The 20329-nt window shown below is 71.1% G+C and carries 18 protein-coding genes; 6 read left to right on the forward strand and 12 right to left on the reverse strand.

Going from position 1 to position 20329, the window contains the following annotated elements; translation table 11 throughout:
• Positions 1-12 precede the first annotated feature (12 nt).
• The gene (locus tag FL583_RS10795; RefSeq protein WP_142704436.1) at positions 13-1035 is read right to left on the reverse strand and encodes a phytase; all 1023 of its coding nucleotides are present in this window, start codon (positions 1033-1035) and stop codon (positions 13-15) included.
• Between the two features lie 54 nt (positions 1036-1089).
• Here FL583_RS10795 and FL583_RS10800 point away from each other — a divergent pair, with 54 nt between their 5' ends.
• On the forward strand, positions 1090-2274 hold the full coding sequence (locus FL583_RS10800; protein ID WP_170323588.1) for an MFS transporter: 1185 nt from the start codon (positions 1090-1092) through the stop codon (positions 2272-2274).
• Between the two features lie 1390 nt (positions 2275-3664).
• Here the strand turns inward: FL583_RS10800 and FL583_RS10810 are convergent.
• Genes FL583_RS10810 through FL583_RS10825 form a run of 4 tightly spaced genes read right to left on the reverse strand, consistent with a single transcriptional unit; the run spans position 3665 to position 6871 of the window.
• The gene (locus tag FL583_RS10810; RefSeq protein WP_142704438.1) at positions 3665-4255 is read right to left on the reverse strand and encodes a Maf family protein; all 591 of its coding nucleotides are present in this window, start codon (positions 4253-4255) and stop codon (positions 3665-3667) included.
• Positions 4252-4989, reverse strand: a complete 738-nt coding sequence (locus FL583_RS10815) for a GNAT family N-acetyltransferase (RefSeq protein WP_142704439.1) — start codon at positions 4987-4989, stop codon at positions 4252-4254. Before FL583_RS10815 ends, FL583_RS10810 begins: the two co-directional genes overlap by 4 nt.
• Positions 4986-5210, reverse strand: a complete 225-nt coding sequence (locus tag FL583_RS10820) for an acyl-CoA carboxylase subunit epsilon (RefSeq protein WP_142704614.1) — start codon at positions 5208-5210, stop codon at positions 4986-4988. Before FL583_RS10820 ends, FL583_RS10815 begins: the two co-directional genes overlap by 4 nt.
• A 56-nt stretch (positions 5211-5266) precedes the next feature.
• On the reverse strand, positions 5267-6871 hold the full coding sequence (locus tag FL583_RS10825) for an acyl-CoA carboxylase subunit beta (protein ID WP_142704440.1): 1605 nt from the start codon (positions 6869-6871) through the stop codon (positions 5267-5269).
• A gap of 193 nt (positions 6872-7064) precedes the next feature.
• On the opposite strand from FL583_RS10825, the gene FL583_RS10830 reads away from it, so the two are divergent.
• Positions 7065-7832 carry a biotin--[acetyl-CoA-carboxylase] ligase gene (locus tag FL583_RS10830; protein WP_142704441.1) on the forward strand — a complete coding sequence of 256 codons (768 nt, stop codon included), beginning with the start codon at positions 7065-7067 and terminating at the stop codon, positions 7830-7832.
• A 44-nt stretch (positions 7833-7876) separates the two neighbouring features.
• Here the strand turns inward: FL583_RS10830 and FL583_RS10835 are convergent, their stop codons facing one another.
• Together FL583_RS10835 and FL583_RS10840 are read right to left on the reverse strand one after the other, a co-directional pair.
• Entirely contained in the window at positions 7877-9316 is a 1440-nt protein-coding gene (locus tag FL583_RS10835; RefSeq protein WP_142704442.1) for an MFS transporter, read from the reverse strand.
• A 54-nt stretch (positions 9317-9370) separates the two neighbouring features.
• The gene (locus FL583_RS10840; protein ID WP_142704443.1) at positions 9371-11038 is read right to left on the reverse strand and encodes a GDSL-type esterase/lipase family protein; all 1668 of its coding nucleotides are present in this window, start codon (positions 11036-11038) and stop codon (positions 9371-9373) included.
• Positions 11039-11223: 185 nt separating this feature from the next.
• On the opposite strand from FL583_RS10840, the gene FL583_RS10845 reads away from it, so the two are divergent.
• Positions 11224-11991 carry an alpha/beta fold hydrolase gene (locus tag FL583_RS10845; protein ID WP_142704444.1) on the forward strand — a complete coding sequence of 256 codons (768 nt, stop codon included), beginning with the start codon at positions 11224-11226 and terminating at the stop codon, positions 11989-11991.
• A 177-nt stretch (positions 11992-12168) separates the two neighbouring features.
• Here FL583_RS10845 and FL583_RS10850 read toward each other — a convergent pair whose 3' ends face one another.
• Genes FL583_RS10850 through FL583_RS10870 form a run of 5 tightly spaced genes read right to left on the reverse strand, consistent with a single transcriptional unit; the run spans position 12169 to position 17819 of the window.
• Entirely contained in the window at positions 12169-12777 is a 609-nt protein-coding gene (locus tag FL583_RS10850) for a TetR/AcrR family transcriptional regulator (protein WP_142704445.1), read from the reverse strand.
• Complete coding sequence (locus FL583_RS10855) at positions 12774-13820, reverse strand: TlpA disulfide reductase family protein (RefSeq protein ID WP_142704446.1); 1047 nt, start codon at positions 13818-13820, stop codon at positions 12774-12776. The genes FL583_RS10850 and FL583_RS10855 overlap by 4 nt, the downstream gene beginning before the upstream one ends.
• A 19-nt stretch (positions 13821-13839) precedes the next feature.
• Complete coding sequence (gene rarD, locus FL583_RS10860) at positions 13840-14748, reverse strand: EamA family transporter RarD (RefSeq protein WP_142704447.1); 909 nt, start codon at positions 14746-14748, stop codon at positions 13840-13842.
• 15 nt (positions 14749-14763) lie between these two features.
• Complete coding sequence (locus tag FL583_RS10865; protein ID WP_142704448.1) at positions 14764-15924, reverse strand: 2-oxoacid:ferredoxin oxidoreductase subunit beta; 1161 nt, start codon at positions 15922-15924, stop codon at positions 14764-14766.
• On the reverse strand, positions 15921-17819 hold the full coding sequence (locus FL583_RS10870) for a 2-oxoacid:acceptor oxidoreductase subunit alpha (RefSeq protein WP_240746652.1): 1899 nt from the start codon (positions 17817-17819) through the stop codon (positions 15921-15923). Before FL583_RS10870 ends, FL583_RS10865 begins: the two co-directional genes overlap by 4 nt.
• 299 nt (positions 17820-18118) lie before the next feature.
• Here FL583_RS10870 and FL583_RS40035 point away from each other — a divergent pair, with 299 nt between their 5' ends.
• The 3 genes from FL583_RS40035 to FL583_RS10880 all read left to right on the forward strand — a co-directional run bounded on the left by FL583_RS40035 (position 18119) and on the right by FL583_RS10880 (position 20309).
• A complete protein-coding gene (locus FL583_RS40035) occupies positions 18119-18271 on the forward strand; it encodes a hypothetical protein (protein ID WP_170323589.1) in 153 nt (50 codons plus the stop codon).
• A 335-nt stretch (positions 18272-18606) separates the two neighbouring features.
• Positions 18607-19368: a DeoR/GlpR family DNA-binding transcription regulator gene (locus FL583_RS10875; RefSeq protein WP_142704449.1), complete on the forward strand. Its 762-nt coding sequence runs from the start codon at positions 18607-18609 to the stop codon at positions 19366-19368.
• Positions 19365-20309, forward strand: coding sequence for a 1-phosphofructokinase family hexose kinase (locus tag FL583_RS10880; protein ID WP_142704450.1), 945 nt, complete (start codon positions 19365-19367; stop codon positions 20307-20309). Before FL583_RS10875 ends, FL583_RS10880 begins: the two co-directional genes overlap by 4 nt.
• Positions 20310-20329 lie beyond the last annotated feature (20 nt).

Genomic DNA, 20329 nt, shown 5'->3' on the forward strand with positions numbered 1-20329 from the left:
GGGAGCTTAACCTCAGCCGAACGGGGTCGGAGACGTTCCGATCGGGGCCACCACGCGCTCCAGCGGCACGAACTTGAAGTTCTGCTTGAGCACGGTCGAGCCGCGGACGTTGTAGCCGTCCTGGCAGACGAACATCCCGGCCGGGAACCCCGCCCCGAGCGGGCGCGAGGTCGCGTCGATCCCGTCGGTGTCCTGGCACCCGTCGACGTCGCCGCTGTTCACGACCCGGAACCGACCGAGGTAGGCGTTGACCATCCGTCCGTACACGGTGAAGTCGCTGCTGCCCTGGGAGGAGGCGTACAGCCGGTCACCGGCGATGGCCAGCCCCTCGACGTCGGCCTGCAGGTGCCCGTCGCGCTCCGGGCGCGCGCCGTCGACCAGGACCCGCGAGTGCCGGGGGCTCGGCTCGGCGTCGTACCGCCAGATCCCGACCTTCTCCTCGGCCACGTACAGCGCCCCGGACGCGTCGTCGGCCACGCAGCCCTCGACCGTCCGCCCGAGGTTGAACAGCCGCACCGACCGGGCGTCCACCCGCGACCCGCGGACCGTCAGCTCGAACTCCTCCACCCGGCCGGACACCGCGGTCGGGAACGCGTACAGCTTGTCGGACACCGGCGACCGGTACATGCACACGCCGTGCGCGGTGACCGCGGTCGGGATGACCGCGGCCGGCCGCAGCTTCCGCGTCGCCGGGTCGACCAGGAAGATCCGCAGCACGCCCTCGTCGGTGTCGTCGTCCGCGGCCACCACCACGTCGTCACGCACGTCGACGTTGTTCGGCATGATGCCGGTGATCCGCTGCAGGAGGCGTCCCTGCAGGTCGTAGGTCTCCAGCGCGCCCATCTTGTCGGTGCCGATCACCATCGACCGCGACGAATCCGTGCGGTCGTACCAGATCGCCGGGTCGTCGGCCGCGTCGCCGGAGTGCTGCACCGGAGGCGTCTCGACGGTGGCGCCGGCCGTGGCCTGGCCGTCGGGCGCGGCCGCGGCTCCCGTCGACAGCAGGGCCAGCAGCACCACCAGTGCGATACGCATGGAGTAACGGTAACCACACAATCGGTAGCGATCGCGGAGGCTAGGCTGGCGATAGTGAGACTCGTCCGCACGCGCGCCACGTATCTCGTCTACGCGAGCCTCGGCTTCTACGGTTGGTTCATCTACGGCTTCGGCCCGGTCGTCCCCCTGATCCGCGACGAGCAGGGCACCAGTCGCGCGGTGGCCGGCCTGCACAGCACCGCGCTGGCCGCCGGCGCGCTCGTCGCCGGAGCGCTGTACCCGGTGCTGGCCCGCCGGATCGGCCGCAGCAACACGCTCTACGGCACCGTGCTCGGTCTCGGACTCGGGATCGTGCTGCTGGTGTCGGTCCCGTCCGCCCCGGCCGTGACGATCGCGGCCACGCTCTGCTGCGGGATCGTCGGCTCCACGTTGGTCAACGTCGCCCCGCCCGCGCTGCTCGACGTCCACGGCGCCGAGACGTCCGGTGCGGCGTTGGTCGAGGGCAACGCGATCGCGACCGGCACCGGCCTGATCGCCCCGCTGGCCGTCGGGCTCGCCCTCGACCACGGTTACGGCTGGCGGCCCGCGCTGCTGGTGGCGAGCGTGCTTGCGGCCGTGATCCTGGTGGTCGGCCGGTCCACCGGTGCCCGCCTGCCGTCCCCTCCGCTTCATTCTGACGATGGGCGGCGAACCGAAGTTGTAAATGCTGCCTTACCGGGCCGGTACTGGATCGCCTGGGGCGTCACGCTGTGTTGCATCGCGGCCGAGTTCGCGACCACGCTCTGGGCGTCGGACGTCCTCCGCGACCGGACCGGGGCGAGCGCGGCCCTGGCGACCGCGGCGGTGACCGCGGTGGTGGGCGGAATGTGCGCCGGGCGGATCGTGGGGGCGTTGCTCGCGGCCCGGTTGCCGGGGTTCGTCGTGTTGTTGCCGGCGCTGGGGGTGGCGCTGGCCGGGACGGCGGTGTTCTGGGGGGTGACCGCGGCGGGGTGGGCGATCGTCGGGCTGGCGGTTCTGGGGTTGGGGTTGGGGCCGTTGTTTCCGTTGTCGGTGGATCTGGCGTTGCGGGCTTCTGGGGGGCAGTCGGATCGGGCGGCTGGGTATTCGTCGTATGCGGCTGGGCTGGCGATCGGTGGGGGGCCGTTCATTCTCGGAGCCTTGGCCGACGTGGTTGGCCCGCACGCGGCGTTCTTAGTAGTTCCAGCCCTTTTCGCCGCAGCGGCGCTAGGGGTCCTAGGAGTCCGCCGCTCCACCAAGTCAACCCTGCTACCCGCGTAATCCCTCAGCAGCCGCCCGAGAGCGCCGTCCCCTGCGCCGTGCGTACCTCTCGCCCGCGCTTCGACGACTTTCCGGGCTTCTCCCGCCCCGCGAAGCCCCCAAAAGTCGCAAACCCGCGCCCCCGCCCGCCGACCCCCGCCTTCTGCCCGCGCCCTCCACCCGCACCCTGCACCCCTGCACCCCTGCACCCCTGCGCCGCGCCTGCGCCCTGCGTCCCGCGCCTTGCGCCCGCGCCCTGCGCCCGCGCCGTGCTCCCGTGCCCGCGCCCGTGCCCTGCGCCCGCGCCCTGCGCCCGCCCTGCGCCCGCCCTGCGCCCGCCCTGCGCTCGCGCCCTACGCTCGCGCCCTGCTCCCGTGTCCTGCACCCGCGCCCTGTGCCCGTGCCCTGCGCCCGCGCCGTGCTCCCGTGCCCGTGCCCTGCGTCTGCGCCCTGCGCCCTCGCCCTACGCTCGTGCCCTACGCTCGCGCCCTGCTCCCGCGCCCTGTGCCCGTGCCCTTTGCCCGTGCCCGTGCCTGTGCCCGTGCCCTGCGCCCGCGCCCCGCCCTGCGCCCGTGCCCTGCGCCCGCGGCCTCCGCCCGCACCCTGTGCCCCTGCACCCCTGCGCCGCGCCTGCGCCCTGCGTCCCGCGCCTGCGGCCTGCACCTACGCCTGCGCCGCCGCCTGCGCCTGCGCTCTTCGCGGGCGCCCCTGCGCCGCGGCCAGCGCCTGCGCTCTTCGCGGGCGTCCCTGCGCCCGGGGCCTGCGCCTGCGCTCTTCGCGGGCGTCCCTGCGCCCCCTGTGGCCTGCGTCCCGCGCCTTGTGCACTCCGTCCCGCGCCCCGCGCCTGCGTTTCATGCCCGGCGTGCGGCCACGCGCCGGAGCCCCGAGCCCGCGCCTGACGGGCCACCGCGCCCGTGACCTCGCTCTCCGCACCCCGGCGGGTGGCCGGGCCGGAGTCGGTGGGTCGGCCGGCGTGGGCTCGGCGGGCGGCCGAACGGGCGCGAAGGGTCGGCGGGGGATGGAGTGGGGCGGCGGATGATCGGCCGGTCATTGTGTCCGCCGACAGGCGCAACCGGTGGCTGAGTCGGCCGACCGGGGGCGCTCAGGTCAGGCGGTGGCGGCTCGGCCGCGGCCGGTCGGCAGCGGCGGCACGGCGGGTGGCTGGGTTTCGTGGTCGGCGCCGATGCCTGCCGGGGTCGCTGCCTTTGCGAACCGCAGGGGCCGACCCCGACGACGGTGCCACCAACCACCTCAGGGCAGGGTGACTCGCGCTTTACCGACTTTCCGGGGTCTCCCGGCTGCTCAGAAGCCCGGTAAGTCGTGAATCCGCGCGGTAGTGCACACCCGTTCGCGCTGTCGGCCCCGCAGCCCCACGGGGCCCCGCGGCCGCGGGCGCACATCCGGGGGCGGGTCAGGGCCAGAGGGAGACGGCGGGGATCCCTAGTTGGGACAGCAGCGAGCGGAACAGGGGCATCGAGAGGCCGATGACGTTCGTGTGGTCACCATCCAGCCCCTCCACGAACAGCGAACCACGGCCATCGATCGTGAACGCACCGGCCACCACGAGCGGCTCCCCACTCGCCACGTACGCCGCAACCTCATCCTCCGACGGCGTCCCGAATCGCACCGCGGTGGACGCCACGGCCGAGACCTCCTGGCCGGTCACCGAGTCGACGATGCAGTGCCCGGTGCGCAACACGCCGGTGCGCCCGGCCATCAGCTGCCACCTGGTCACCGCGTCGGCGGCGTCCTTCGGCTTTCCGTAAGCCACGCCGTCCAATTCGAGCACCGAGTCGCAGCCGATCACCACCGCGCCGGCCGCGGCTTCGGTGGCCACGACGGCGCGGCACTTGAGCTGGGCCAACTCGAGCGCGATCTCGCTGGGCGTACCGGTCGCGCCGGACTCGTCCACTCCCGACACGATCACCTCGGGCGCGAACCCGGCGTTGCGCAGCAGGTTCAGCCGCGCCGGCGACTGGGACGCCAGAATCAGCCGCCTCATGGTTCCAGCGACTTCGTCAGCACCAGCGCCACGTCGGTCTCCCATAAATCCTCCAGCTCCAGCACGGGGGCGTATCCGCGGCCGCGCCAGAACTGCCGAGTGGGCTCGTAGGTGTGGGAGAACGCGGACGTGATCGCCGAGATGTTCTGAAAACCCTGGGTGGCCAGCAGCCGTTCCAACCTGGTCAGCAACGTGGTGCCGACGCCCTTGTGCCGCAGTGCGGAGTGGACGGCCATCCAGGTGATCTCCGCGGCCTTGTCACCGTGGCGCTTCCAGGTCAGGAACCCGAGCACGTCGCCGCCCGGTCCGATCGCGACCAGCCCGCCCTGGGTGCCCAGGTCACGGGCGGCCTGGGCGATGCTCCGGCCGCCGGGCGCCGGCTCGTCCTCGTCGTCGGGCATGCCGTGACGACCGCGGCGGGGACGGACCGGATGCACACCGGACGCCGGATGCGTCGCGGACGTGGGGCGCGTGCTGCGGAGCGGGGTCCGCGACGCGCCGGAAGACTGCGACCGGTGCGCGCCGACCTTCTCCGGCTCGTCGGTCTTGGCGGTCTCGTCCGCCGCGGCCCGCTCGGCCGCCTCCTTGGCCGCGGCCTCCTTGGCGACGTCGGCGCGCATGCTCTCGCCGAGGGGACCGCCCTCGCTGACGGCGAAGAAGCGCGGCAGCGACGCGATGACCCGGAGACAGCCTTCGACGTCTCCGCGGCGGAGTGGACGGATCGTGAGGCTCATCGAGGGAGCCCGGAGGCGCGCCACGCCCCCGGACCCGCGACTAGCGGGGCACCGACCCGTGCTTCCTTGCGACGCCAGAGTTCCCGCGCCTGCGGGGCCGCCGGGGTCACCGCCGCCGACCGAGCCGCGAGCACGCCCACCAGCGCGGCGAGCTCTTCGGCAGTGGGTACGCCCCGCAGGATCCGAAGAACTGGCTCGGTGCCGGCGTCATCGGTGGTCATCACGTCCCTATCGTCCGGTGCGAAGCAACTGTGCGGCAAGTTCTGCGAGCACAGCGTTACAACGGGATATTGCCGTGCTTCTTGGGTGGCAAAGAATCCCGCTTGCCGCGAAGCATACGCAGTGCCCTGACGATCTGAACACGAGTCTGGGACGGCCGAATGATCTGGTCGACATATCCGCGTTCGGCGGCAATGTAGGGATTGAAGAGCGTGTCCTCGTACTCGGCGATCAGCTCCTGCCGGCGGACCGCCTGCTGCTCCGGATCCTCGATGCTCGACAGCTCCCGGCGGTACACGATGTTCGCCGCACCCTGGGCGCCCATCACCGCGATCTGGGCGGTCGGCCAGGCCAGGTTGAGGTCGGCCCGCAGGTGCTTGGACCCCATGACGTCGTAGGCGCCGCCGAACGCCTTGCGGGTGATCAGCGTGATCTTCGGGACCGTCGCCTCGGCGTAGGCATAGATCAGCTTGGCCCCGCGCCGGATGATGCCGTCCCACTCCTGGCCGGTGCCGGGCAGGAATCCGGGGACGTCTACGAGCGTGAGAACCGGAATGTTGAACGCGTCACAGAAGCGGACGAAGCGGGCCGCCTTCTCGGACGCGTCGATGTCGAGCGTGCCGGCGAACTGCATCGGCTGGTTCGCGACGACGCCGACCGGGCGGCCCTCGACCCGGCCGTAGCCGATCAGGATGTTCGGGGCGAACAGCGCCTGGACCTCGAGGAACTCGCCGTCGTCGACGATCGCCTCGATCACCCGGTGCATGTCGTAGGGCTGGTTGGCCGAGTCCGGGATGAACGTGTCGAGGAAGTCCGCGTCGGTCTCGGCCGGCTCCTCGTAGACCGGCGCCTCGTCGAGGTTGTTGCTCGGCAGATACGAGAGCAGCGCTTTGACGTACTCCAGCGCGTCGTCCTCGTCGGCGGCCATGTGGTGGGCGTTGCCGGACTTCGTGTTGTGCGTCCGGGCTCCGCCGAGGTCCTCGAAGCTCACCTCTTCGCCGGTGACCGTCTTGATGACGTCCGGTCCGGTGATGAACATGTGCGACGTCTGGTCGACCATGATGACGAAGTCGGTCAGCGCCGGGCCGTAGACGTGGCCCCCGGCGGTCGCGCCCATGATCAGCGAGATCTGCGGGATGACGCCGGACGCCAGCACGTGCCGCTGGAAGATCTCGCCGTAGAGGCCGAGCGAGACGACGCCTTCCTGGATCCGCGCGCCGCCACCCTCGTTGATGCCGATGATCGGGCAGCCGATCTTCATGGCCAGGTCCTGGACCTTGATGATCTTCTCGCCGTAGACCTCACCGAGCGCGCCGCCGTAGACCGTGACGTCCTGGCTGAAGACGCAGACCTGGCGGCCGTCGATCGTGCCGTAGCCGGTGACGACGCCGTCGCCGTAGGGGCGGTTGCGTTCGAGCCCGAACTGGGTCGAGCGGTGCCGGGCGAACTCGTCCAGCTCGACGAACGAGCCCTCGTCGAGGAGGGCCTCGATGCGTTCGCGGGCGGTCTTCTTGCCCTTCGCGTGCTGCTTCTCGACCGCGCGGGCGGAACCGGAGTGGACCGCCTCGTCCACCCGTCGTTCCAGGTCGGCGAGCTTGCCCGCCGTGGTGTGGATGTCCGGTTCGTCGACCGAGTCGGACGGCTGGGTGGCTTCGAGAGTCATCGGTGAGTGCCCTCCTCCGCAGCGCTGCTGGCCGCGAGCCTAAGTCAGTTTCCCGGACGTGCCGCGGAAGTAAGGCGTGGATCACTTTGAGACTTGTTCGGGACCGAGCGCGCCATTTGAGCCCGTCACACGCTGGCCACTGCGATCCGCGCGGCGGAACGCTCCCGAACAAGCCTCATTTACTCTCCGTGGCATGGAACAAGAGGCTTTGCGGGCCCGATTGCTGGACGACTTCTGGGTGGCTCTGGACGTCGTACCCCGGACCGGGTCGACCAACGCCGACCTGGCCGAGGCCGCTCGGGGCGGGGCGCCGGCCGGGACCGTGCTGGTCGCCGACGTACAGGACGCCGGGCGCGGGCGGATCGGCCGCTCGTGGACGTCGCCGCCGGGGGCCGGGCTGCTGTTCTCGGTGCTGTTCCGCCCCACCGACGTCCCGACCGAGCGGTGGGGCTGGTTGCCGCTGCTGGCCGGCGTCGCCACCGCCCGCGCCCTGCCCGGCGTCGACGCCCGGCTGAAGTGGCCCAACGACCTGCTCATCGGCCCGCAGCGCAAGAAGGCGGCCGGGATCCTGGCCGAAGCGGCCGGGGACGCGGTCGTGCTCGGGATCGGGCTCAACGTGACGCTCGGCCGCGACGACCTGCCCCCCGACCGCCCGGACACCACGTCGCTGGCGATCGAGGGCGCACCCGTCACCGACCGCGACGAGCTCCTGGTAGCGATCCTGGGCGCACTGAAGGACGAGTACGAGTTCTGGCGGGCGTCGAACGGCGACGCAGCGGCGTCCGGGTTGCTGGCGTCGTACCGGGAGCGGTGCGACACGCTCGGCCGCGAGGTCCGGGTAGAGGTCCCCGGCGGCGAGCCCGTCCAGGGACGAGCCGACGACATCGACGCCGAGGGCCGCCTCGTCGTCGGCGCCACCCACGTCGCCGCCGGCGACGTCATCCACGTCCGCCCGGCCTGACGACAACGAATCGGGCCTACACCGACCCGGCGTAGGCCCGATCGTCAGTGAACCGGCGCCGGCGCCCGGCCCGGTAAGTCGGACGGCTCCCAGCCGTCGGCCGCGCGCCGGGCCGAACGCTCGGCCCACGGCGTCGTCGTGACGACCCCCAGCGCGACCACGACCACCCCGATCCCCACGACCAGCCACCACGCCGGATGCGTGGCCCGCGCGAACCCGGCGTCCGACGCGGCGACCCCGCTGGTCAGCGTCCCGGCAATCGCCACCCCGAGGACCTGGCCGATCTGCCGGGCGGCCGACGTCGTCGCCGACGCCACCCCGGCCTGGGCCTTCGGCATCGACGACACCGCGGTGTTGGTGATCGGCGCGTTCACCAGCCCGTGCCCGATCCCGAACAACCCGTACGCGACCGCCAGCACGGCCAGCGGCGTCGAGCCGGTCAGGAACGCCAGGACGAGCCCGGAGACCGCCACCGCCGATCCCGCCAGCACCATGGGCAGCCGTGCCCCCACCCGCCCGACCAGCCGCCCCGACACCGGCGACGCGATCACCGCCGCCGCGGCCAGCGGCAACGTCAGCGCCCCGGCGGCCAGCGCCGAGTAGCCGCGCGACTGCTGCAGGTACAGCGTGTTCAGGAACAGGAACGCGGCCAGCGCGGCGAAGTGCACGACCGCGGTCACCGACGCCCCGGCGAACGGCACGCTCCGGAACAGCTTGACGTCGATCAGCGGCTGCTCGCGGTGCGGCTCGTACGTCACCAGGGCGGCCACCGCCACCGCGGCCAGCACCAGGAACCCGGCCGCCGCACCCCAGCCCCGCGACGGCCCCTCGATCAGCCCGAACGTCGCCGCGCCGAGCGCGACCACCATCAGCACCTGGCCGACCGGGTCGAACTTCCGCGGCACCGCGGCCCGCGACTCCGGGATGATCAGCAGCGCCAGCACGAACGCCACGATCCCCACCGGGACGTTGATCCAGAAGATCGACCGCCAGCCCACCGTGTCGACGAGCAACCCGCCGACCACCGGCCCGAGCGCCATGCTGACCCCGGACACCGCGCCCCACGCCCCGATGGCCTGCGCGCGCTCGCGAGCGTCGGTGAACGTGTTCGTGATGATGCCCATCGCGACCGGGTTGAGCATCGACCCGCCGACCGCCTGCATCATCCGGAACGCGATCAGCCATCCGAGGCTCGGCGCCAGGCTGCACAGCAGCGAGCCGAGCGTGAACAGGACCAACCCGATCTGGAACACCCGGCGACGGCCGAACCGGTCGCCCATCGAGCCGGCCAGCATCAGCAGCGCGGCCAGCACGACCAGGTAGGCGTCCACCGTCCACTGCAGGCCGGAGAGCGGGGCGTCGAGCTCCTTGCCCAGCGAGGGCAGAGCGACGTTGACGATCGTGTTGTCGAGCCCGACGAGGAACAGGCTCAGACAACACGTCGCGAGGATCGCCACACGCCGGCGGCGGGACAGCTCAGGCACACCCCCTAGCTTTCCCCGAGATTATTGAATAGGCCAACTAAAGTGTTCCAACCCTCACCGGGCTCGGAACGACCCGATCTTCGACGGCTCGCTCTCCCGCTCCGCCTGTACCGACGTGACGTAGTAGTCGTACTCGTGGCCGAGCACCAGCTCCTTCGTCCCCCACACCAGCTCCCGGGATCCCGCCTCCACCCGCTCGAACTGCCCACCCGACGTCGAATCGCGCAGGTAGACGCGGTACTCGCTCGACTGCGGAACCCGATCCCAGGCCATCAGCAACCCGCCGTCCTGGGCCAGCGCCTTCACGTCGGTCGGGGCGGCCGGCACCGGCGGCTTCGGTACCGAGCCGAACACCCGCCCGTACGCGTACGTGCCGGACAGCCGGTTCACGAACCGGCTGGCGATGAAGTACTCGCCGGCCTGGGTCGGGTGGGTGCCGTCGTAGGTGTCGACGTCCCGGTTCCAGCCGGTCCGCAGGTCGACGATGCTCACCAGCGAGTCGCTCGTCGTGCGCGCGGCCGCGATACCGGCGATCCGCACGGCCAGCTGAGCCATGATGCTCAGCGCGACGTCGTGGTGCCCGTCGGGCTGGGCGAGCAGGATCTGCGCCCGCGGGTTGGCCGTCTGCACCTCGTCGACGATCCGTTCCAGGCTCGCGGCCGCGGCGGCGGCGTCCGCTCCGAACAGCGGGTGGGTGTCGTTCGTGCCCAGGTCGATCATCACGATGTCCGGCCGCTCGGACGCCATCAGCCCCGGCACCCACCCCACGACCGTGGCCGCGCTGACGCCGGACTGGGCGTCGTGCTTACTGGCCCACTGCGTGTGCGGCACCGCGTAGTCGCCGGTCCAGGTCTCCGTCTTCGACCCCACCCAGGTCGGGTGGGACGACGGATCGAGCTTCTGCCAGGCCCAGTACCGCCAGGTGTGGTCACCGATCGCGCCCGCGGTGATGCTGTCGCCGAGCGTCATGATCCGGGCGCCCCGGTCGGGCAGGCACGGGAAGCTCGTCGTCGCGTCGGCGAACCAGCGGCGGCAGCCGTTGCCGTTGAACTGCCAGCCCCGGTCGGCGCTGACCAGCTCCTCCACGTCCGGACCGTCGGACGCGACCGTCCCGGTCACGCACTCGGCCGTCGCCTTCCGGTCGCAGTCGTCGGTCGTCCGCCGGGCGACGGTCAGCGTCGCGCCGATCGGGTTCCCCGTCCCGGCCGGGATGTCGGTCGTCACCGTGTAGTCCTGTCCCGGCGCGAGCTCCTCCGGGCTCGCGCTGCCGATCCGCACGAGCGTCTCGGTGCAGGTCTGTCCCTCGGTCACGGCGACGTACGGCTGAGCTTCCTTCGGTAAGCCCCGGACGCTCGGCGAGGCGCCGCCTCCGGCCGGTTGGACCGTCCAGCCGGCGTCGGCTCCGCACGGCCCGATCGTCCGGACGGCCAGCCGCAGCTCCAGTGCCCGTCCGTCGAGCCGCTCGATGGCCGCGCGGGTACGGAATCGGAAGCCGATCGCGATGTGCTCCCGGGCGCCCCGTTTCGTCATGACCAATCGGCCCGACTCCGGTGCCCAGGCCGCGCCGCCGTCGGTGTTGAAGCCGTAGCGGGTGGCGGCGAGCTCGTCCGGCTTGGGCTCGCGGGTGCGTAACGTCCACATGAGCACGGTGGCGACGATCCCGAGCACCAGGACAACGGCCACGACCAGCGCCATCGGACGCTTTTTCCATACCGCGCGCATGCGCCTCCCCGGGAAGCATCGCTGCGCCCACGGTAGAGCGCCGAGCACCCTGAATGGACAAAACTATCGGGATACGCAGGGTGACAGACCTGGCGCAACCGCGTTTCTTTGCGAAAACTGTTCACCGTCAGGGACGATGCGAATAGGCCCGGGGGCGGGCCCGTTCTCATGTGGTGGGGGAAGTAGTGGAGAAGTATGTCTCCTTTGACGGAGTTTCGCTGGCGTACAAGCGGTGGGCGGGAGATGCCGAATTACCTCCGGTGATTCTCCTGCATCGATTCGGTGCGGATTCCGCGTTGACGTGGATCCAGGCCGGCGTTCCCGGTGCGCTCACGCGGGCCGGACGGACGGTCGTCGCGGTCGACGCCCGGGGCCACGGCGGTTCGGAGAAGCCGCACGACCCGGCGCGCTACGGCGAGCGGACGATGGCCCGGGACGTGTCCGCGCTGATCGACGACCTCCAGGCCGACGCCGTCGACCTGGTCGGCTACGGGATGGGCGCGATCACCGCGCTGCTCACCGCGGCCGCCGACACCCGGGTCCGCCGGTTGGTGGCCGGTGGCGTCGGCGCGGGGATCGTCGAGGTCGGCGGCGTCGACACGCGGGTCTGGAACCGGGCCGCGCGCCTGGAAGCGCTGCGGGCGCCGGACGTCGGGTCGATCTCCGATCCCGAGGCCCGCGAGTTCCGGCAGTACGTGGACGCGGTGCAGGCCGACCGGCTGGCGCTGGCCGCGCAGGTGGCCGCCGCGCACGACGACCCGATCCCGCTGCGCCGGATCACCGCCCGGACGCTCGTGCTGGCCGGGTCGGAAGACCGGATGGCCGCGCGCCCGGAGGTGCTCGTGCACGCGATCCCGAAGGCGGTCGGCCGCTTCGTGGCCGGTGACCACGTCTCCACGCTCGGCAACCCCGAGCTCCCGGAGCGGATCGTCGAGTTCCTCCAGGCGCCTTAGGTCGTGCTTCAAAGGCCAGCAGCCCGCCGTGGCCGAGGCCCAGACGACGACCGGCGGCGTTGTCGGCCTTCCCGGATACAACAGCTGCAAAAAGGCTAGCGGCAGCCGGAAAGACCTCCGCCTTGCCGGTCGCCGCCTGGCCCACGCCCACGACGGCCTGAACCCTTGAAACACGGCCTAACGCAGGCCCAGGTACGCGCTCACCGCGGTGAGCGCGGTGCGGTACGCGGCGGCGGCGGACTTCTCGTCGGGGTAGTGACCGGCGAGTTCGAAGCTGACGACGCCGTGCGCGACCGCCCAGAGCAGGTTCGTCGGATCGACGTCCGGCTCGGGCGCCCGGCCGCCGCCGAGCGCGGCCACCGACTCGCCGAGCACGTCGAACGCGCGCTTCGACTCGGCCAGGGCCTCGGCCGACGGCGTGAAGCCGGGGATCGCCTGGCCGAACATGACGCCGTAGTAGGCGCGTTCGGCCAATGCGTTCTCCCGGTACGCCCGGGCGGTCGCGGCCAGCCGCTCGGCCGGGTCGTCGCCGGCCGCGTCGACCGCGGCGACCAGCCGGGCTCGCAGGCGCGCGAACCCCTCCCGGTACAGCGCCTCGGCGAGCCCGTCCTTGCCGCCGAACATCGTGTACAGCACGGTCGTCGAGCAGCCGATCTCCCCGGAGACCTTCCGCATCGTCAGCGCCTGCGGCCCCTCGCTGACCAGCAGCGCGCCGGCCGCGTCCAGTACCGTGCGGCGCAGGGCGTCCTGGCCGGCGGCCTGGGCGCGTTGGTAGGGGGTGGTCATTCGTCGGCTCCGGTCGGCAGCGGGCGGTGGAGTTGGATACCGGCCTCGGCGAGCTCGCCCGCCAGCGCGAAGTATTCCTCGCCGAACGGGTCGACCCCGCGCCGCGGCATCGCGCCCCGCCGGAGGGCGACGTTGTGAGGTGCGGCCGCGGCCGCGGCCGCGAAGTGCCGCTCGGCGGCGTCGGCCTGGTCGTGGTCGGCCAGCCACGACGCGAGGCGGGTCTCGGCCCGGGCGCGCTGGTCGTCCGCGGAGGGTAGCCGCAGGTGCTCCCGCACCTGGTCGGGCGTCAGCCCGGCGTCACCGTCGCGGACCCACCGGCGGAGGGCCTCGCCGGAGGCCTCGGCCGACAGGTGGTTCCAGTCCCGGAACGTGTCGGTTGCGGTCTGCGAGTCCTGCGGCCGGACCAGCCGGCCCTCCTCGTCCAGCCAGACGACGGTGGGGACGTTGACGACGTCGAACGCGTCCGCCGCCACCCCGTCGACGTCGACCAGCGCGGGGTGGGTGGTGTGCGCCTCGGCGTGCCAGGGGGCGGAGTCGGCCGGCTTCGCGTCGAGCGCGATCGTGACGACGGTGAAGTTCTGGTCGGCCAGCTCGGCGTGGCGCTGCTGCCAGGCCGGCAGGTCGTAGCGGCAGCCGCACCAGGAGGCCCAGAACACCAGCGCGACCTTCGTGCCGCGGAGGCTGCTGAGCGCGAACGGCGTGCCGTCCAGCTCCGGGAGTGTGAGTTCGGGGGCGGTGGCGCCGGTCAGCTCCCGCGCCCGGGTGCCGGCGTCGGGCGTGGTGGCGAGCGTCCTGGTCGGGACGTCGACCGCGGCGACGAGCCCGGCCAGTGCGGCGAACCGCACGACGTCCAGGCCGTCGCCGGTCTCGAGGTCGGCGGTGCGGAAGTTGGGGATGCAGGCGTCGCCCCGGCACCAGCCGGGTGTGTCGCGGTGCCAGCCCAGTACGTCCTGGGCGAGGTCGGCCCGGAGCGTGCCGGTGTCGTCCACCGACGCGCGCAGGGTGGTCTCAGCGGTGCCGTCGAGCAGAGTCCAGGTGTCCATGGAGACGATAGTAACAGTGTTACTGAGCTAGGACAACGTTATTGGCCCGGATCTGGGCGGCCCGCCGGGCCGAGCGGAGGCTGTCCGCGCTGAACACCACGAGGGCCAGCCAGACCAGCGCGAACCCGGCCCAGCGGGCGGCCGGCATGTGCTCGCCGAGGATCAGCACGCCGGCCAGGAACTGCAGGATCGGCGTCAGGTACTGGAGCAGGCCGATCGTCGTCAGCGGAACCCGGTTGGCCGCGGCGGCGAACGCGAGCAGCGGACCGGCGGTGAGGACGCCGGAGAGCACCATCAGCGCGGTGTGACCGGCCGACACCGTCCCGAAGGCGGCGTCGCCGCTCCAGGTCAGCCAGGTCACGTAGCCGAGCGCGGGGAGGAAGAGCACCAGCGACTCGACCGTGAGACCCTCGACCGCCGGCGCCCCGGCGACCTTCTTGATCAGCCCGTACAGGCCGAAACTCACCGCGAGCGTGAGCGCGATCCAGGGCGGCCGACCGTAGTCGACGGTCAGGACGACGACCGCGACCGCGCCGATCGCCAGCGCGACCCACTGCAGCCGGCGCAGCCGTTCGTGCAGGATGACGACGCCGAAGAGCACCGAGATCAGCGGGTTGATGAAGTACCCGAGAGCGGTCTCGACGACCCGCGACGAGTTGACGCCGTAGATGTACGTGTACCAGTTCACAGCGATCAGCACGGCGCCCAGTGCGAGCAGGCCGAGCGTCCGGGCGCCGGCGGTCCGGAACCACCGCCAGCGCCGCAGGACGAGGATCAGCACGCTGACCGTCACGAGCGACCAGATGATCCGGTGGGCCAGGATCTCCAGTGGGCCGGCGGGCTTCAGGAGCCGGAAGTAGAGCGGGAACGCGCCCCAGGCCACGTAGGCGGCCAGCCCGTAGAACAGGCCTTTTCGCTGATCAGTCACGTGCTCCGACAGTACCTAGTTGACCGTCCAGGTGTCGTTTCCGTGGAGGAGGCCCTGGAGGTTGCCGCCGCCGCGTTGCTGGGCGGTCTCGAGTTGGGCGGCCATCTCCGCGTCGTAGGTCGGACGCTTCACGTCGCGGAAGACGCCGACGGGGGTGTAGCGCAGGTCCTGGGTGGAGAGCCGGGACAACGCGAACGCGTAAGACGGGTCTTCGGTGTGGGCGTCGTGGCGGACGATGGTGTTCTCGTTGTCGGGGGTGACGTCGACGATTTCGAACGCGCCGGTGTTCGGATTCCGGACGACGCCTTTGTCGTTGTGGGCGCCGAACCGCAGTGGCTGGCCGTGTTCGAGGCGGATGGTCCAGTCGTCTTTGGTGTCTTTGTCTTTGAGGAGTTCGAAGGCGCCGTCGTTGAAGATGTTGCAGTTCTGGTAGATCTCGACGAGGGCGGAGCCTTCGTGCTGGGCGGCGGCCTGCAGAACACTCGTGAGTTGTTTGCGGTCGGAGTCGATCGCGCGGCCGACGAAGGTGGCTTCGGCGCCCAGAGCCAGGGAGATGGGGTTGAACGGGTAGTCCAGGGAGCCCATGGGGGTGGACTTGGTGATCTTCCCGACCTCGGAGGTGGGGGAGTACTGGCCTTTGGTGAGGCCGTAGATGCGGTTGTTGAACAGCAGGATCTTCAGGTTGACGTTGCGGCGCAGGGCGTGGATGAGGTGGTTGCCGCCGATGGAGAGGGCGTCGCCGTCGCCGGTGACGACCCAGACGGACAGGTCGGGGCGGGAGGTGGACAGGCCGGTGGCGATGGCGGGGGCGCGTCCGTGGATGGAGTGCATGCCGTAGGTGTTCATGTAGTAGGGGAAGCGGCTGGAGCAGCCGATTCCGGACACGAACACGATGTTTTCTTTTTTCAGGCCGAGTTGGGGCATGAAGCCTTGGACGGCGGCGAGGATGGCGTAGTCGCCGCAGCCGGGGCACCAGCGGACTTCCTGGTCGGTTTTGAAGTCGCCGGCTTTCTGCGGCGTGTCGGTCTTGGGCACCAGCCGCAGGGACGGGAAGTCCAGCGCGACCGCGGTCGCGGTGTTGGCGACAGCGTTGGCGATGGGGCTGCGTCGGTTGGGCGACTGCAGCTCCTCCGGGGAGCGCCCTTCGTCCACCTGACGGTCGGTGGGGCGGGTCATCGGGTTACCTCGATCTCGTCGGCGGAACCGGTGATCGTGCCGGTGTCGCCTGCTTCGTTGACCACGTTGGTGAGGACTTCTTCGAGTTCTTCGGCGCGGAAGGGCAGTCCGCGGACCTGGTTGTAGGAGACGACGTCGACCAGGTATTTGCCGCGCAGCAGCAGGGCGAGTTGCCCGAGGTTCATTTCCGGCACCACGACCCGCTTGTAGGCCTTGAGGACCTCGGGGAGGTTGGCGGGGAAGGGGTTGAGGTGGCGTAGGTGGGCCTGCGCGATGCTCATCCCGTTTTTGCGGACCCGGCGGGCGGCGGCACCGATGGGCCCGTAGGTAGAACCCCACCCCAATACGAGGACCTCGGCGTCGCCGGTGGGGTCGTCCACCTCGAGCGGGGGGATCGAGCGGGTGATGCCGTCGATCTTGGCTTGGCGGGTGCGGACCATCAGGTCGTGGTTGGCCGGGTCGTAGGAGATGTTGCCCGACCCGTCGGCTTTTTCGATGCCGCCGATGCGGTGCTCCAAACCCGGGGTGCCCGGCACCGCCCAGGGCCGGGCGAGGGTCTCGGGGTCGCGCAGATACGGCCAGAACTCGTCCCCGTGGTTCTTCTCGGTCGCGAACTCGGTGCGCAGATCCGGCAGTTCCTCCACCGCCGGGACCTTCCAGGGCTCCGAGCCGTTGGCCAGATACCCGTCGGAGAGCAGGAACACCGGGGTGCGATACGTGAGGGCGATCCGCGCGGCTTCCAGCGCGGCGTCGAAACAGTCGGACGGGGAGCGGGGCGCCACGATCGGGACCGGGGCCTCCCCGTTGCGCCCGAACATGGCCTGCAGCAGATCCGACTGTTCGGTCTTGGTGGGCAGGCCGGTGGAGGGGCCGCCGCGCTGCACGTCCACGACCACGAGGGGCAGTTCGAGGGAGACGGCCAGGCCGATGGTCTCGGACTTCAGCGCCACCCCCGGACCGCTGCTGGTGGTGATGCCCAGGGCGCCGCCAAAGGACGCGCCCAACGCGGCGCCGATCGCGGCGATCTCGTCTTCGGCCTGAAACGCCCGGACCCCGAACCGTTTGTGCTTCGACAACTCGTGCAGCACATCCGAGGCCGGGGTGATCGGATACGCGCCCAAGAAAATGGGGAGTTCCGCGCGCTGCCCGGCCGCCAACAACCCGTAGGCCAAAGCGAGGTTGCCGGAGATGTTGCGGTAGGTACCGGCCGGCATCGCCGCCGGTTTCACCTCGTAGGTGACCGAGAAGTCCTCGGTGGTCTCCCCGTAATTCCAGCCGGCCTTGAGCGCGGCGACGTTCGCCGCCGCGACATCGGGTTTGGTGGCGAACTTCTTCTCCAGGAACCCCACCGTCGAGTCGATCTGACGCGAATACAGCCACGACACCAAACCCAGGGCGAACATGTTCTTCGCCCGCCCGGCGTCCTTGCGGGAGAGCCCCAGCCCGTCCACGGCCTGCAACGTCAACTCCGTCAGGCCCAGCGAATGCACGTGATACCCGTCCAACGAGCCGTCCTCGAGAGGGGAGGCTTCGTAGCCGACCTTGGCCAGGGCCCGCTTGGTGAAGTCGTGGGTGTCGACGATGATCGTCGCGCCCCGCGGCAGATCCCCCAGATTCGCCTTCAACGCCGCCGGGTTCATCGCCACCAACACATCCGGGCGATCCCCCGGCGTCATGATGTCGTGATCCGCGAAATGCACCTGGAAACTCGACACCCCCGGCAACGTGCCCTGCGGCGCCCGGATCTCGGCCGGGAAATTCGGCAGCGTGGACAGATCATTACCGAACGACGCGGTCTCCGACGTGAACCGATCCCCGGTCAACTGCATCCCGTCACCGGAATCACCGGCAAACCGGATCACCACCCGGTCCAACCGCCGGACCTGCTTACTCACTCGGCTGTCCTCCTCTGCCGCACACGGGCGCCGGTGCAGCCTGTTGCCGGACTTTGTTCCCGATGCTACGTCGGTATGTCAGTGTTCTCGGCTTCGCGTCCGGGGCCGAGACCCTTGTAAGCGGCGTCACAGAGGTTCCCCTCGGCGGCGCCGTCGAAGGCTACTCCCCGGGCATCGCCGCAGCCTAAGACGCGGGTCGTGGTGTGGACCAAGCGTTAGGTCCGGTAGCCGGCGCTCCGCCGCTCCCCAGGGTGGGTACCTCCTGGAGAGGAGTGATCTTTCGAACCCGAGGAGTAGCGATGAGCGAGCCCACCGAGAGCGCGCCCTGGACCGACGGCGAAGAGGCCCGAACCGAGTGGAAGGACGGCGACAGCCGCTGGGTCGACGGCGACCTGGAATCCGGTGCCGACCCGATCGAGTCGCCCGCCCCCACCGACGAGCCCACCGGCTGACCTGACAACGGGCCACCACCCGCCCGTTCGGTCACGATTGGGTTACGTGATCGCCTACAACGATCAGCGCAACGTTCGAGTGCCCGCGGCCCGATGTTGCGGGACGGGCGTCATACGGGCGCACTTCGGCCCGGATTCGGGCGGACGCCGGTCGTCCGAATTCGCCCCATCAGCCGTCGACCTGCGAGAAAGTCAATGACCGAGTCGGGCGCAACCGGGCAGCATTCCGGCGAAGGAATCTGTTGGACGCATTAAAGGCAAGTGTTAAACAGGTCACAGAACCGAGAACAGCCCTGGATCGACGTCGATCCGGGCGGTTGCCAAAGGAGGCCGGGATGCGTGCTGAGGAACGCCAACACCGCATCCTCGCCCGGGCTCGCACCGACGGCCGGGTCGACGTGAGCAGCGTCGCGGCCGACCTGGCGGTCGCCCCGGAGACCGTCCGGCGGGACCTGCGCCTCCTCGAACAGCACGGCCTCGTCCGCCGGACCCACGGCGGCGCCTACCCGGTAGAGAGCGCCGGCTTCGAGACCAATCTGGCCAACCGCGCGATGCTCCGCGTCCCCGAGAAGCGACGGATCGCCACCGCCGCGGTCGAGCTCCTCGGCGACGCCGAGACCGTCTTCATCGACGAGGGCTTCGGCCCGCAGCTGGTCGCCGAGGCGCTGCCGCCCGGCCGCCCGCTCACCGTGATCACCGCGAGCATCCCGGTCGCGAGCCACTTAGCCACCAAGCCCGACACGACCGTCTATCTGCTCGGCGGCCGGGTCCGCGGACGCACGCTGGCCACCGTCGACCACTGGGCGACGCAGATGCTGGCCGGCTTCGTCATCGACCTGGCGTTCCTGGGCGCGAACGGCATCTCCCGCCGCTACGGGCTCACCACGCCCGACCCGGCCGTGGCCAACGTCAAGGCGCAGGTCGTCCGGGCCTCTCGGCGCCGGGTGTTCGCCGGCGTCCACACGAAGTTCGGCGTCAACAGCTTCTGCCGGTTCGCGTCGGTGGCCGACTTCGAGGCGATCGTGACCGACACCGGCCTGTCGGCGGTCGAGGCTCAGCGCTACTCGGTACTCGGGCCGCAGGTGATCCGCGCATGATTCTCACGGTCACCCCCAATCCCAGCCTGGATCGCACGTACGTCCTCAGCGGGTTCCAGCGCGGCGAGCTCAACCGCGCCCGGAACGACACCGTCGAGGCCAGCGGCAAGGGCGTCAACGTCGCCCGGGTTCTGCATTCGGCCGGCGTCCGGACCGCGATCGTGCTGCCGGCCGGCGGGCCGGAAGGGGCGCAGCTCGCGGCGCTGCTGGAGGCCGAGGGCCTCAGCCACCGGATCGTGCCGACCGGCGCGCCGGTCCGGACGAACGTGACGCTGCTGGAGCCGGGCCGGACGACGAAGGTCAACGCGCCCGGCACCCCGCTGACCCCGGCCGACGCCGACGCGCTGATCGCCGCGGTCGAGGACCTCGCACACGGGGCCGACTGGGTCGTCTGCAGCGGGTCGCTCCCGCCGGACACCCCGGTCGACCTGATCGGCGAGATCGTCGAAGCCGGACGCCGCGCCGGCGCGCAGACGGCCGTCGACGCGTCGGGAGAAGCACTACGAGCCGCCGCCGACGCGGGACCCGACGTCCTGGCGCCGAACGCGGACGAGCTCGCCGAACTCACCGGCCGGATGTTCCCGCCCGGTGGACGCCCTCTCGTGCGGGCCGCGCTCGACGCCGCCTCCGCGCTGGCCGGTGACACCGGCGGCGGAGTGCTCGTCAGCCTCGGCCCGGACGGGGCGGTCTGGGTCGACCCGGAGTCCGCACTACACGCCGCCGCACCACCGGTGACCCCGGTGAACACGGCCGGCGCCGGGGACGCCCTGCTGGCCGGCTGGCTCGCCGGTCCGCCGGAACCGGGTGGACGACTGAGAACCGCGGTCGCCTGGGGCACGGCAGCCTGCCTGTTGCCCTCGACCGCGGGAGACGTCGCCGCGACCGCCGATGCGGATCGCGTCCACCTCCATGACCTCGGGGTTACCGCAGCCGGCCCCTGAGTACCCGCAGTAATCCAACC

The organism is Cryptosporangium phraense (assembly GCF_006912135.1).
Classification (GTDB): domain Bacteria; phylum Actinomycetota; class Actinomycetes; order Mycobacteriales; family Cryptosporangiaceae; genus Cryptosporangium; species Cryptosporangium phraense.